11 protein-coding genes are annotated in these 14,293 nt (G+C 48.5%); 3 read left to right on the forward strand and 8 right to left on the reverse strand.

All coding sequences use genetic code 11. The features are described from left to right. Positions 1 to 28 precede the first annotated feature (28 nt). The 5 genes from QUA50_RS01770 to QUA50_RS01790 form a co-directional block, all read right to left on the reverse strand. Positions 29 to 301 (reverse strand): peptidoglycan-binding domain-containing protein, encoded by a 273-nt coding sequence (locus QUA50_RS01770; RefSeq protein ID WP_333260860.1) that lies wholly within the window; start codon positions 299 to 301, stop codon positions 29 to 31. 221 nt (positions 302 to 522) lie between these two features. Next, positions 523 to 804, reverse strand: a complete 282-nt coding sequence (locus QUA50_RS01775; RefSeq protein ID WP_333226791.1) for a peptidoglycan-binding domain-containing protein — start codon at positions 802 to 804, stop codon at positions 523 to 525. A 389-nt stretch (positions 805 to 1,193) separates the two neighbouring features. Then, on the reverse strand, positions 1,194 to 2,648 hold the full coding sequence (locus QUA50_RS01780; protein ID WP_445243138.1) for a hypothetical protein: 1,455 nt from the start codon (positions 2,646 to 2,648) through the stop codon (positions 1,194 to 1,196). A gap of 262 nt (positions 2,649 to 2,910) precedes the next feature. Then, a complete protein-coding gene (locus QUA50_RS01785) occupies positions 2,911 to 3,531 on the reverse strand; it encodes a DUF3177 family protein (RefSeq protein ID WP_333057931.1) in 621 nt (206 codons plus the stop codon). Between the two features lie 400 nt (positions 3,532 to 3,931). After that, positions 3,932 to 4,168 carry a Calvin cycle protein CP12 gene (locus tag QUA50_RS01790; RefSeq protein ID WP_333057930.1) on the reverse strand — a complete coding sequence of 79 codons (237 nt, stop codon included), beginning with the start codon at positions 4,166 to 4,168 and terminating at the stop codon, positions 3,932 to 3,934. Positions 4,169 to 4,472: 304 nt separating this feature from the next. Here QUA50_RS01790 and QUA50_RS01795 point away from each other — a divergent pair, with 304 nt between their 5' ends. Next, positions 4,473 to 4,721 carry a hypothetical protein gene (locus QUA50_RS01795; RefSeq protein WP_333260854.1) on the forward strand — a complete coding sequence of 83 codons (249 nt, stop codon included), beginning with the start codon at positions 4,473 to 4,475 and terminating at the stop codon, positions 4,719 to 4,721. Between the two features lie 208 nt (positions 4,722 to 4,929). Further along, entirely contained in the window at positions 4,930 to 6,165 is a 1,236-nt protein-coding gene (locus QUA50_RS01800) for an FIST N-terminal domain-containing protein (RefSeq protein WP_333260851.1), read from the forward strand. A gap of 159 nt (positions 6,166 to 6,324) precedes the next feature. On the opposite strand, the gene QUA50_RS01805 is transcribed toward QUA50_RS01800, so the two are convergent. Then, positions 6,325 to 8,385 (reverse strand): iron uptake porin, encoded by a 2,061-nt coding sequence (locus QUA50_RS01805; protein WP_333260848.1) that lies wholly within the window; start codon positions 8,383 to 8,385, stop codon positions 6,325 to 6,327. A 1,171-nt stretch (positions 8,386 to 9,556) separates the two neighbouring features. On the opposite strand from QUA50_RS01805, the gene QUA50_RS01810 reads away from it, so the two are divergent. Continuing rightward, on the forward strand, positions 9,557 to 10,501 hold the full coding sequence (locus QUA50_RS01810) for a hypothetical protein (protein ID WP_333260846.1): 945 nt from the start codon (positions 9,557 to 9,559) through the stop codon (positions 10,499 to 10,501). Between the two features lie 58 nt (positions 10,502 to 10,559). Here QUA50_RS01810 and QUA50_RS01815 read toward each other — a convergent pair whose 3' ends face one another. Together QUA50_RS01815 and QUA50_RS01820 are read right to left on the reverse strand one after the other, a co-directional pair. Beyond that, positions 10,560 to 12,644, reverse strand: coding sequence for a hypothetical protein (locus tag QUA50_RS01815; protein ID WP_333260843.1), 2,085 nt, complete (start codon positions 12,642 to 12,644; stop codon positions 10,560 to 10,562). A 127-nt stretch (positions 12,645 to 12,771) separates the two neighbouring features. Continuing rightward, on the reverse strand, positions 12,772 to 14,193 hold the full coding sequence (locus QUA50_RS01820; RefSeq protein WP_333260840.1) for a CHAT domain-containing protein: 1,422 nt from the start codon (positions 14,191 to 14,193) through the stop codon (positions 12,772 to 12,774). Positions 14,194 to 14,293: the final 100 nt, after the last annotated feature.

Below are 14,293 nucleotides of genomic sequence, written 5' to 3' on the forward strand. Positions count from 1 at the left end.
CTCTCTTTAAAAGATGGTTGCACAAACTTTAAAATATAGTTGTACAGACACCCAATTTATTCCAAGTTTTAGGGCCGACAATGCCATCAGCAACGATTTTTTGTTGCTTTTGAAAATTGATGACTGCTTGTTCGGTTTTCGGGCCGAATCCTCCATCAGTATTTAAAGAAAATCCGCTGGCATTCAAGAGTCGCTGAAGGTAGCGAACGTCCTCATTTTGGGTGACGCCATCGTTACGTTTGAGTAGGGGAAAATAACGGCAGGAAGGTAATTCAGTGCGAATTGCGTTTGTTGTTTGCATGGTTTGATTCTCCATTGGTTGTTTGCAAGTTGTTTAAAAGCAGAGAAGTGCGGAAATGATGTTAATTAACAGTCCTGGATGCACTTGTGACGGGCAGAAACGGGGTTTTGGCTTCGCTAAACCACCAGATTGTTGAGCGTTTCTGGGGGCTGAAAGGAAGTATTGCTGTGAAAAAACCCAGTTTCTTGCTACCCCTGCGCCTAGGATTAGTTAACTTGGATTTAACATCCGGGTTCACCTGTATAACAAGCGCCTAATAGACTCCAAGTTTGAGGGCCGACAATGCCATCAACAGCAATCTGATTTTCCTTTTGAAATCTGATGACTGCTTGTTCGGTTTTTGGGCCGAAGAATCCATCAGTTGCGACGGGATATCCGTTTTCAACTAAGGATTGTTGGAGATAGCGGACGTTTTGATTGGCAGTGGTGCTATTATTTCGTTTCAGTGTGGGCAGTGAAGAGCAAAGGGGCAATTGAGCGTAAATAGAATTTGTGGTTTGCATTGTTTGATTGGGGATTAGTGGTTTGCAAGTTGTTTGAACTTGCTATTCCCCAGTTGTAGCTGTGGGGGGAAGTGCTTTAACAGTCGCTTTTTATAGTGACGCTTATTTGGGGTAGCTCAAATGAGTGACAGCCCGCTATCAAATCCCTTTTGTATAAAATAATTGTCAAAGGCAAACAGCAGCGAATTTCCATTTTTTATCAACTTTTAGCATCTTTGCCGGAAGTCCCACACCATACCTGTAGGGCTGTTAGTGCCGGGATGGATAGGCTGATTGACGTAGGGAAAGCGAGGCAATCAATCCTGTCACGGTGTAATCGCTCCACTCTTATATAAGCTAAGTAATAGTTTTTTATATAGAAGATGCAAAAATACTGTATTTAATGCTAGTTAACCATGTGAACGAAAAGGGCGAGCGAGAAAATTGCTCTGGGGTTGCGACTTTAACTTAGAAGTGATATCGTAGTATCGGTAGATAGTAGATTTCCGGCTGTCAAACAACTTGAGAATTGAATCAATGACAATTTCTGTAACTGTCGGGTTAAAGTCGGAAATAAACTCGTCGGCGTTGAGATTTTCTCTAAAAAATTCCTTAGCTCGATCGCACTGATAGCGCATTTCGTCAAAGCCAACAATTTTTACCACAAACGTTGTCAGGGGCGAACTCTCCAAATCGGTATTAGAAGTGCTTTTAGCCCGCCCATTTTCTAATAAATTCAATACTTCCGCTTCTAAACTAATTTTAGGTTTATAAGGTTTCTCTATTTCTGGAAAAAAGCTTTCCAGGCGCACGCAGTTAGGAACTTGAGCCGGAATTCCTCCCATCATCATCGCCAGAGAAACCTCAATCCCCAAATCCGAAGAAAGAGCTTCTAGCAGGGCTAGGGCAGCCAGTTTGCACCCCAAATAAAGCTTCGCAATTTCGAGATTGTACTTAGCAGTAGTTTCCCAGCGCTGATAGGTGCGATCGTCTGGATATCCCTCAAACTGTCGGAAAATTATTTCTGGCTTGAGATAATTCAGAAAACCTTCCATCTTCACCAAAGCAACTCGGTAGTCGCGAACCGTGTAAAAACCCCAGCATATGAGATTGTGATTGGTTTCCGGCAGTAAATTCCAGGTATTTGCCAAAAAATGGGCTGAACTATGGTGAGCAAAACTCATCACATCCCGGTTAGAGATTCGCACAGCTTTTTTGACCGTTTCCCGCATTTCCTCGTCCGTTAAACTGAGGTTAAACAGGCTATTTATTGCTTGCAAGCGCTCATAAAGACGCTGGCTTACCGTTACTCCCGCATCGGCGGCACGAAACGGAATTGTTGCTTCAATGCAGCCGGCAATTTGAAGCAATTGCTCGCGTTTGAGAAATGGTTCTAGAGCTTTTGCTGCTACGACAGCGCTGAGAAATTCGTTTTGTCCAGCCAAAGGATTGAGGACTTCGCCCGGTACAAAATTGAATACCAGCATTACCATCTCGAAGGTAGCATCCGCAGGCAGTTCAGATTTATCCCGAATTTGTAGGTGTTGGTTAACCTCTTTTGCAACAGGAGTGATGTAGTAGCTGACGTTAAAGTTAATGCTGCGATCGACTTGTAGGTAGACGGTATCGTGAAATAAAGCTGCCAAAACCTCGATCGCATCTTCATCTCCCCCCACCTCAAAAATATGTTCGGGAGTGTGAAAAAACCGCCATGGCCCCATCATCGGCTGAACAATCAGTTCGGCAATCCGAGCGAGTTCACTTGGTTCGACTTTTGCTTCCAGGCGATCGATCGCCCAAATCAGCCTGTCTAAGCACTGTAAGTAGGCTTGTTTGCTATCCATCACAGTCTTTCCCAATAACATTACTGTCAGTCGATTTTAGATTTTAGATTTTAGATTTTCTCGACAGATGAATCTGGAAGCTGGAACCTTAGTCTAAAATTGTTAGATATCCACGACTGGAGTCCACGGCTTGTATCCGTTTTTGGGCGGGTCACGTCAGCCACCCGGCTGTTAGTTTGATTTTATCCTAGATGCGCCCCGGCTGTTTTTATTTGGGATTTATGAGATTTTGGTGGAATAATTTAGCTGCAATTTAGGAAGGAAATACTAACTAAAACTCAACTTAATTTCCGGTAGCTGACCTCCCCTGTTTTCCTAGTCTAATCAGCACAAAGTATGACAAGTAAATTACATAGATAGCTAAACCAATCATCCCCAACAATCCCAAAAATTGAGGGGTTGTATTAGGGTGAAACATTTGTTTGTAGAGCCAAGGTGGGTCTAACCAAATGCGGCAAAAAGGTTCGTCAATTACCTCAATTTGCGATTTAAAAGCACAGCTTAAGAAGGGAAGTTGAGCTAGAGCGCCCAAACCGCTGTAAACAGTAATCGCCCACCGCCAAGCTGTAAAAGCCAGTTTCAGGGGCGACTGCGGTCGATCGGCAATTTCTTCGTTTAAATCCTCCCAAAACCACAGACTAGCAGGAATTAATGCCCTCCCAATCACCGACGATACAAAGCTCACAGGCAGCGCAGCCATCATCAGGTAAAGTGTAATTGCCAGCAAACTCGCCACCCGCCAATAAATAATCGACAAACGGACGATCGCCTCAGCTTTTGCCACAACAGCCCAAATCAGCACTACCAGCGGGATCGAAATTGTTAATAACACAGACAACCGGTAATCCATCCACACTAGCGGTTGAAACCAAGGCCCGGTGGCTGCCAATAAAAGACTCAACATCTTTGGGAAAATATACTCACTTATTTGTCACAAATTTTACTACAAAAATGCTAAAAAATCAGCAACCAGAACACGGTCTTAATGTTTTAGTTACTGCTACATTTTCTAAGGTACTTGGCGCGCTTTGAAAGGTACTTGAGACACGATAGACGGCAATACGCTTGAGTTAAAACTGTTTATTCTTGAGATATCTCCTTCCCATCCTCGCCCCTTTTGGGGGACGCAAGAGCAAATTCTTGTCCCCCTTGGGGGGCGAGGGGGAAGCTGGCGGATTTGAACCGTATTGGGATAGAGGGCAAATCTCACCATTATTTCAAGGCTCAACCCCTAAAATAAAATTCTCCCGCGCCAAAAGTTAGATTTCGGCGCGGGAGGTTCGGCATAGAGCTAAATGGCTCGTTTATTCCTCGTAGATGCGGCACTCAGCAGCGTCAGGATTGTCGTCGCAAAATTTTTCAAAAGAATTCTTAGGTTTGACTTGCTTTTGGTGGGAAGCTTCTGCTTGCAGTTCTTCAACTGCGTCCCACGCCGCCGCGCATTCCCCGGAAGTTGCGCCCTTGAGGTCACAGACGGTACGAGCGCTTTCTAGTTCTTCTTCAATTTTCTCTTGGATGTTGACGGAGGGTGTTGTTGTCATAAAACTTGTTGGTAGGAAAGTGTAGGAGAATATGGTTGTCCCCGACCTATTTCTAGGTAATGTTAGCACGCGCCTTTGTTTAGTGAGCTTGTTCGGCTAACGGCACGTCCTTAACCCAAATAAAGATGTTTAACCGTTAACGACAGAGCAAGGGAGTAGCTAAGCAGTCGCTTGGTGTCATAACTCAAAAAACGTAGACTTCTAAAGTATACGGCGGGTCAACAGTGGTTTAAGTCTTAGGCTCGAAGCGAGCGTGTCTTTAGACCTGGGCCGTTGACCTTATTAAGTAAGAAAGGTTTTCTTTTTGGATGTTAGTTTGGGTGGGATTTGCTGTTTCGGTCTGGCGACTCCAGCTAATAATAGCTTGAGATGCGCTGCTGTTGCAGCAGCCCAGAGAGAAACCATCCATAAGTACGATCGCAGCAGCCGTCTCTACTTCCTGCTTTTCTCTACCCCGTGGGCGGGGGAAGAGTCCCCAGGCATCAATGTAGGTCGAGCTGACCTTACTTTTGATGAAAACATTACACGAGGTTGGTGTGTCAAACTGTATTGAGCTTTATCTTTTAAGATTTAGCTGAATACGGCATTTTACACTAAACAGATTAATGGGACACTCATGTTAACTTATGTTAACACAAGAACGGCAATCGATGGGGAATCGATCGCCCAAGAATAGCGTCCCCCCAGTGGCCAGTTCCGGTTAGCCTAATGTATAGAGATAGTTTTATAGAGAAATTTGCCTTATGTACACCCAAAACCAAATGCAATGGGTCAGCGCTTTATCAACCCGTCCCTCTTTGGAATCAGCGCTCAAAGAAGTTATAGAACAAGCCGATCGCGACCTAGAAGGCCCGGCCGATTTAGGGCTGATATTTATCTCGTCTGCCTTTGCCAGCGAGTATTCTCGGCTGATGCCTTTACTCCGAGAACTGCTGCCAGTGCCCGCGATCCTGGGCTGCGGCGGGGGAGGAGTCATCGGCACGAACCGGGGCGGCCTCACCGAAGAAGTTGAGGGAGCTCCGGCAGTCAGCCTGAGTCTGGCGCGCTTGCCGGGAGTGAATGTCAGAACTTTTCACGTCGGTGCAGAAGAACTGCCGGACTTAGACAGTCCCCCGGATACTTGGGTGGATCTCTTGGGCGTGCCGGCCCAGGAAGAACCGCAGTTCATCATCTTGGCCGACCCCTTTTCCGCAAAAATTAACGATTTGCTGCAAGGGCTAGATTATGCCTATCCGGGTGCGGCGAAGGTAGGGGGGCTCGCCGGCGGGGACGGTGCGGGCAGGGGCGCGGCGCTGTTTTGCGACTATCAGCTTTACCGAGAAGGGACGGTTGGGGTAGCTTTGAGCGGCAATATAGTTTTGGAAACGATCGTAGCTCAAGGCTGCAGACCGATCGGGCATCCTTATCGGGTGACGGAAGGAGAGCGGAATATTTTGCTGAAACTCGAAGAACAAACCGACGATACGGGCAGCGGGGGCATCGAGCGATCGCCCTTAGAGGCCTTGCGAGAGTTAGTTCAAACTTTGAGCGAAGAAGACCGAGAATTAGCTCAGCACTCGTTATTTGTAGGCGTAGTTAGCGATGAATTCAAGCTGACATTAGAGCCGGGAGATTTTTTAATCCGCAATCTGTTGGGAGTAGATCCGAAAGTGGGGGCAATTGCGATCGGCGATCGAGTCCGTCCCGGACAGCGCATCCAATTTCACCTGCGCGACGCGCGCACCTCTGCAGAAGACCTAGAGATGCTGCTCGATCGCTATCAGCGGGCCGCCGAGTACAGTGGTACATCTAGCGCCGGCGCCTTAATGTTCTCTTGTCTGGGCCGCGGTGAAGGGCTTTACGGCCAGTCGAACTTTGACTCCCGACTCTTCAGCCGATACCTCAAAAACATCCCCCTGAGCGGCTTTTTCTGCAACGGCGAAATCGGCCCCGTCGGCGGTAGCACATTTCTGCACGGCTACACCTCGGTATTTGGGATTTGTCGCCAAAATTCATAATTTGTGAACTGTTGACGGTTGACTGATGACTGATGACTGTTAACTGATGACAATCTAAAATCTAAAATCTAAAATCTAAAATCTAAAATCGCCTGATGACCAATAAATAAAAGCGGCAGTCGCCTACCGCTTTTAGCTGTAACTAGATGTCTGGAAACCTTAGAAATTAAAGGTAGTACGGAGGAGTCCGACCCAGATATCGTCGTTTCTGTTGTTGTGTTCGGGATTCAGAATCACGTAAACGCCCGGTGTCACTGAGATAAAGTCATTGACTTGGAAGCGATAGAAACCCTCTAGGTGATAAGAGGTGTTGCGGTTTCTGGCGACATCACTCTCAGTAACTTTTGGCGGTACACCGAAGACAAAACCGAGGAGGTTGCCTTGCCGGCCAAAATCTGCTAGGGCCAAAGTGATAGCACCATTCTGGATGGTAGCGTCATTGTTGCCACCCCGCAGTTGTTCGGCCTTGGTATAACCGTACCAACCGCCAATCTGAAAGCGACTGCTGGGTTTGAAGTTAACTTGCACGCCAAAGTTATCGGATGCGGTGGGTGCTTGACCGAAGGGCTGCTCCGCCAAAGAACTGCCGGTGCCGCCCATGAGGCCAACATCGCCTGCGCGATTGTATTTCCGGGTGTAAGTCAGGCCCAAATCAAACGGTTTGCTAAAAAAGCCTATCTGACCCAAAGCGCTGAAAGAACCGTTGAAAACGCCCCTGCCGTTTGCGGGGTTAGGAGCATCGCTGTCGCCGGCCAGATAGCCTGCGGTAGCTTGGAAGTTGCCGAAGTTGTAAGTCATACTTGCGCTAGCTCCCTGCGGCCCGCGGAATACGGCCGGGTTACCACGAGATCCAAATCTGGAAATTGAAGTTGTACCTGTAGACTTAAAGGGACTAGCTGTGTTTGCAATTTCATCCAGGTCAAGTCCTTGAGGACCGACAATGAATGTAGCGTTACCCATCGGGAAACTATAGTACATCTCCTCAAGTATGAAATTGCTACTCTCACCCCCCTCAATGCTTAGGCGAGCCATGTTGGTACCGGTAGCCGTGGCTCTGTCGTAGCGGGCGATGTTGCCTGCTTGCAAGCGGGTTCTGAGCAAGTCTCGACCGGTGAAGCTTGTCAATAAGTTCAACCGCACCCGGTAGCCTAGGGTGGTGACAGTTTTGTCGTCCTCAAGGCTCAAACCATCTCCGGTGAAGGTGTCGCTGACTGCAAAAACGGCTTCTCCAGCCAGTTTGGTGGTGGTGGAGAATTGGTTGGCTTCGAGTTCTGCGGTGCGAGCTTCTAGGCCATCTACTCGTCCCCGCAGGGTAGCCAGTTCGGCTGCAAATTCTTCTTGCAGGCGTTGCAGGATGGCTAAGTCGTCTCGGGTAACCAAGTTACCTGTTGACCCAATTAGTTTGGTTATGTTGTCTAAGCAAGCGTTGACGCCGGCTGCAAATTCGTAGCGAGTCAGGGCGCGGTTGCCGCGGTAGGTGCCGTCGGGATAGCCTACGATACAACTGTAGCGTTCGACTAGGGATTGCAGGGCTTGGAATGCCCAATCTGTCGGCCGCACGTCGGAGAGCTGAGTGACTGATGTCACCTGGGACATGGTTCCCGACGGTTGGGCCGGCAGTGCTTGGGGAGCAACAGGGACGATGGGGCCGCCCATTCCGGCGGCTGGTGTCTGAGCAATTTCTACCTTAGTAGCTGGAGTAGTAGCTGGGGTGCTGGCGACTGCTGGCACTTCAATTTTCCCAGCAACTTCTGTCTGGCTGATTTGCTCTGCCAAGTCTGATGCTTGGGGCGAGGGTTCGGCAGTGCCTGCTGCTGCTAGGGGTTCAGTCGCTGCTGCGCTGGCCGGAGCGATTGGGGCTGCTAACTCGATGTCGCTCCCTGTTGTTTGCAGTGCTGTTTGCAGTGCTGCGGCGCTGGTTTCTGGTTCGATTGAGGCGATTTTTTCAGCGTCTGCTTCCTTAACGACCGGGGTTGGGGCCGCTTCGAGGCTGCTGTTTAAAGCCAGGTTTTCTGGGGCAGCAGGGGCTGCTGCAACTGGTTCTGCAACTATTTCTCCAACTATTTCTGCAATTTTTGACTCAGATGACTGAGCTTTAGCTAGTTGGTTGGCTTCAGGGGTTGCGGTCGCTTCTGCGGCGATCGCAGTGGCACTCATGACTGATGATAGCCCCAGAATTGCCGGGGATACTAGCAGTAAATTCCAAAAAGTTCTGTTCATTTTCCTCACACCTTCACACTCTATTCAACTCGACGAGCAGCAATTCCCAACTGCTAATTTTTGTGGTTGCTTGCCTGTTGACAATAACTGCCAAAATAGAACCTATCCATAACTGTTGATTCACCGTTGATTCACAGTAGGCGTGTCTACTTCTGCTTGAACGTAGGGGCCTAGCCCTTATACCCCCAGGCATCAATTCAGGTCAAGCCCACATTACTTTACGGTTGATTATACCATCACCTGTTAATTTCATCTCTCGATCGCCAGATTTGCTTGAGTTGCTCCCAGGGCGATCGATAACTGGTTCTACGGGTTCAACCACAATCTGCCTGTAACTGACAACTGCCCAGAGTCCTCGGTTACGCCCGACTTAACAGACAGTTATAGGTAGGATTGTGGCTGCTTGTCGCATCCCTTATACAGCTTTATATCCTATAATGTCAAGGTTTTTAACCTAAGTTTAAACCTCGCGACCCGGCAGGGGCTATTTTCCCGCCATGAGTGGGGAACTGAGACTTAAAGGCTGGTAGATTGACCCGATCCAAACCAAGGTTCAGGCTTGACCAATTTTGGTTTTTTGAGGCCCGCTGCCGTCGGGACTTGCCAGGACGATCGCCCTTTTTGAGACGGCTCGTCGGCGGGTTTAATTTCCCGCTACTTTAACACAACTTTTTTGTTGTTTGAGTACGACTGAACTGGTAGTGCTTGACAATTCCCGCATCCAGGATACCCGCCACGCGATCGATCCGTCCAGAAATAAAAAACCTGTATCCGATGAAACTTGCCGAACGTATTTATCTCGCGCAAGTCAATGCTTCAATTCTAAAATCTAAAATCTAAAATCGCGCAATCGATTGACCCGCTGTTGGCGCAGGGAAAGCTCACTTGCTTGACCGATCGACTATGCCCGAGATTCCTAGCGGTTTGAACGATGTTTTTGCCTAGGGACGATCGCAGGAGTTTAGTGCTAAGCTGGCTAAAATGCCAAACTCAAAAATTGAGCTGCTGTCAGAACAAAAAACCGAAACGCTGTGGGTGGGCAAGTTATACCATTTTCGATTTTCGATTTTCGATTAAAGAATTGGAAATAACTGATGACATACAAGTTGGAAACATCGGCATACAATTGCATTATTTTGGGTTACTGGTATTAGTAAAAAAGTGAGGTTTTATGGAAGATTTTGGTGTTATTATTGCTTGCTGCGACCAAGATTATTTGTTTGCAAAGGGTTGCTGTGCTAGCATCCGCTATTTCCTGGGAGATGTGCCGATTTGTCTGTTGATTGACGGTACGTTTTCCGTGAGTCCTCTAGAAAAAGCTTACGGAGTGCGCGTCATCAATCACGATAGCGTCTCTGAGCCACTTCTGAGAAAAAGAAGCTTTGGTTGGGGAAAAAGTCATATGATTCCCTTTTGGGAAAGTCCTTGGCAAAATTTTCTCGTGATGGATGCAGATACAATTGTTTGGGGAGATGTCCTCAAATTGGCTAATTTTAAAGACTTCGACTTTATTATTGACCAGCCTTGTAATGATTACTCGGATGCGGATATCACGGAATTTTTCTTTGACATTCCGGGAGTAGAAAAGTATTTTCCAGATTTTCGTTGGCAAGACTATCGCTCTCGCTATGTCTGTCCAGGCACATTCTTTGGGAAGCGAGGTGTTTTCAGCTTAGAGGAGTATAGAAAGATTCTGGATTTTAATGATGAACATCCAGAGATATTTAAGTATGGAGACATGGGCTTTTTTAACCTGATGGTTTTCCGGGGGGCACAAGAAAATCGACTGCGGGTGCAGAATGTGGATATGCAGTTGTTGGTGCCGGATTTTGACCAGGATTTGCTGAGGAAGCAGTTTCCGGTTGAGTCAAGCGGGCCTGCGGGCGATCGCACTCAGGCGACGGTGATTCACTGGTGCGGGCCGAAGCCGACTTTATCTACTGGGAAAGTTTACTCGGAACCGATGAATTTTTGCCGCCGCAAGTGTCAGGAAGATGTTTGGAACCGCACGGGTTTGGCTGCCGAGATGTCGCTGCAACTTGAGGATTTACAGCGATCGATCTACGTGTATAAGAATAAGTTTAAGAAGAAGTTTCGGCAGTTGGCGGGCAAGTAAGTAGGATTTTTTAACCGCAGATGTCAGCGGATGAACGGGGATGCACGCGGATTTGGGCTTACCCTTCGAGGGGTAAAGTTGGCCCGGCTGGGGGTAAAACTTGGCGGTGAACGCTTACTTTGTGGCTTTCCCGCTGAGTTTGCATTTCGACGGCGATCGCCTCAAATTCGACTTCCATGCAGCCGTAGGGAATCTCTAACTCGATACTTGCTCGCACATTTCCCAACCCGTTAGCTTTAAATTCGGTAATCCAGCGCGGCCCGTCGAGAATCAGGTAGGTTTGCCGATCGTACACCCAAACTTTCACATAAATCCGGGGCATTAATTCCGGGAGTTGCACTTGCACTTTTACAGCCTGGCCCGCGATGATTTCGGCCCGCGGCAATTCCAAAATGGGCATCGGTACTAACTCGTCTTCTGGCAAAACGTAGGGAGTTGGGGGAGTGTCTTCTGCGGCGGCTGTTCTGGTTTTTTGAGCAACTTGTTTCGGCTGCGGGGGCTCGTCAAAAACCACAAATTCTCTGGCTTCCGGGCTAGTAGATTTGGGATCGGAAATTGTTTCGCTGGTTTCGGGTTGCTGCTGGGTTGCGCTGCTTTCTTCCACAACGGCAATTTCGTCGCTGCTATTGGCGGCGGCTTTTGAAGTTGGTGACAGGGTGGTTGCTTTGAGCCAGTCAGGGGATTCGCTGTTGCTGGCGAGGGAACTCAGTCGCGACCAAAATCGACTTTCGACGTTTAAGGTTTGAAATGCCTGTTTTGTGGGTGCTGGCTGGGTTTCTGGGGCGGTTGTTTCTAATTCAGGGCTGTTTTCAGGTTTTTGGTCGATCGCTCCGATTTCGGCTGTTTGAGTGGGATTTGAGATGTCTGAGGCTTTGGTTTGTGGGTCGATCGACTCTGGGGCTGTTCGAGACGAATTGGAGATTTCCGACAGCAATTGCGATCGGCTGCTGTCGGGCAGTTTGTTACCGAATGCGGGCAAATCTAGACCGCCTGCACTTGGGGTGTGACGCGAAGCCAGTAGAGGGGGTAGGGCTTCAGCGGTTGGGACTTCAGCAGGGGAGGGAGGGTCTAAGGATTTTTCTACTAGCTTGAGGAAGGATATATTTTTGGCGCTTCCAGACGGTTTTGAGGCTGTTGGGGAGGGTTCGGCTTGATGCTTTTCTTCGATGAAATTGTCTTTAATTTCCTCTAGAAGGTGCTCTAAACGAGCTGTAATTGTGAATAGTTTGGTGGCTAGGGTGACGCCGCCGCTGCTGAGAATTGCTTCTCCTAAAATTAGGCGGCTTTTACACTCGGTTGGGATGTAGGTGACGCAGGCAAAGATGCAGGGGGGAACTTGTTCTGGCATCGGCTGCTGGATTTGGGCGAGAATTTTTGAGGTTTGGGGATCGCGCAGGTAAATTTGCAGTTGTGCTGAACCGATGAGTTGTTTGAGTTCTCTCGCTTCGGATTCGGGGATGAGAGTTGCTGTTTTTCTGCTTTGTTGGGGGGGTTGGGGAATGTCGATTTTGCCGGAAATGATTAAGGGGCGACCGAGTTGGGTGACGAAGGTTTCTCGATCGAGGAGGAGTTCGAGTTTGACGCCCGGTTTGGGTTGGGGGGTTTGGGGAATTGGGAATTGGTAGATTTTGTTCGGCTGCGGTGCTGAATCGGCTGCTGGGATTTGTGGTGCGGGACGATCGACCGCTGCTGCGATTTTTGGTGCTGCGCGATCGACCGCTGCTGCGATTTGTGGGGCTGGAGTGGAAGCAGCAGGTTCGGTTTGGTCGATCGGCGGTAGGGGTTCGGAGGTTTCCGATTCTGCGGGCAATACTTCCAACTGAACGCCGTACTGCCAAGGTTTTAGTGGTGTTGCTTTGGGATCAGGCAAGCAGGATAGTTCCCACAGTCCGGGTTTGAGCCTGGTGTAGGGAATGATCACGACTAATCCTTCGGGGTTGGTGCGGGCCGATCGGCTTTGGACTTTCCGCTGCGCCCCTTGGTCGAAGGAGGTATGGGTAACGCGAATTTCGATGTCGGTGTTGGGATGCTGAATGCGAGCAACCACGCGGTATTTACCTTCTAGAATTTCCACGTCGGAGGTTTCTAGGGGCAACCAGGCGCGATCGCCTTCTTTCTGTAGCAAAAATTCTAATTTTTTCATCTTTCTTTCCCCTTGAAGGCTCCCGCTTGATTCGTCACAGGTTGGTGGTGGTTTGTTGAGCGACAGCTACAGATATTAAATTACTTATGTTTTATAGCCTATCACCTGTGTCGGTCAAGAGGCCCACTTACCAAGGACTGCCGATTATGCTGAAAGCTGCCCAATAATACGGATGGGATAAATCTTTGCTGTCTAGTTTGGGGATGGACGGGGGCAAGGGAATGTCGCCTCGCGCACTTCGCAGTTGACCGCCTTCGATCGTCACTTTGCCTTCGATCGCAGCAATTTGTGCTTGCCGCATTGCTTCAGCTTTAATGATTGGAGGGTCGTTTGGCCTGCGAATTCTTAACTGCTGGTAAAACTCGGTCATCAGGGCGAGAGTCCCCGCATCGCTGACGTACCACAGACTGGCGAGGGCTGATTTTGCTCCTGATTGCAGCGCTAAACCTGCAAATCCGAGTTCTGCTTCTTTGTCTCCCAAGGCGGTTCTGCAGGCGCTTAATACTAACAGTTCGAGGGGCGGATTGTTCCATTTTAAATCTCTCATTTGATCTAGTCTAAGTTGGGTGTCCCAAAATTGAATGTAGGAGTTATTTGGGGTTCCGGGGCGGAATTCTGCGTGGGTGGCGAGGTGGATTATTCCGTATTTTTGTTGCAGTCGCTGGGATTGCAAGTTTACTAGGGTGAAGTCTTGGTTGAGAAAGGATTGACCGGGCCACTGTCGGGCGATCGCGCCTAGTTCTAATGGAACTGCTGGCAGCGGTTCTTTGTTCGCCGTTTCTGCGAAATCTGATGCTCCCATTGCTAGGACTTGCACGTTTCTGAGGTCGGTGTAATTGCTGTCTGTGAGTTTGAAAGCGGGGATGCGGGCTAGGCTGTATTTTTGGATCAGAAATTGCTTTCCGTCGTGCATTGCTGCTAAGGGTACGGTTCGCAAACCTGCGCCGACGCAAAATAGCAAGGTTTCAATTTTTGCTGTTTCCAAATCTGTTTCTAGGGGTGCAACTATCCATTTGTAGAGTTGTTGGGCTGGTTCTAGATAGGTGGTGGTGTTGAGTTTTACGGGGTTGGTGATTTCGCTACCTAATTCTTGGACTACTGAGAGCAGTTTCTCTTGTTTGGCTTCCGGGACGCTGCGGAGAATTGGCGGGCGATCGGGTAATATTAAGATTAATTCTAGTTGGTCGGTGCGCCCGATAGCGTAAATTAAAGCGGGTTTTTTCTTGGTTTGAACTGCTAAACGGGAGAGAGTTTTTGATATTGCTTCGGCCGTTTTCGCACGGCCTTTAAAGTCTTGTTCAAAGTATGTTTGATAGTCTTCTTCCCAGCTTTCTTCTATTCTGGTTACGGCTTCAGTGAGGTTTCCCCGATCGAGCAAATTTCTCATTTCTAGCCCGCCCGGCCCGCCCTGGCCTGTGTTTTGGGCAATTGTAGCGAGGTTCGCGGTACTCCAGCAGAAAAATATTGCTATCAAACAGTAAAAAATAGCTTTTTTAATTTTTTTCTGAGTCGTGTGTTTTTGGCGTTGCTGCTGGGATTGGTACTGCATAATTTGGGGCGGTTAATAGCGCCGTTGGCGGCAGCAGTTGGCAAAAGTTTGGATGTGGGTGAAAATTTTGACCGCAAGCATCCAGGATACCCGCCACGTG

The organism is Microcoleus sp. M2_D5, assembly GCF_036701935.1.
Classification (GTDB): domain Bacteria; phylum Cyanobacteriota; class Cyanobacteriia; order Cyanobacteriales; family Microcoleaceae; genus Microcoleus.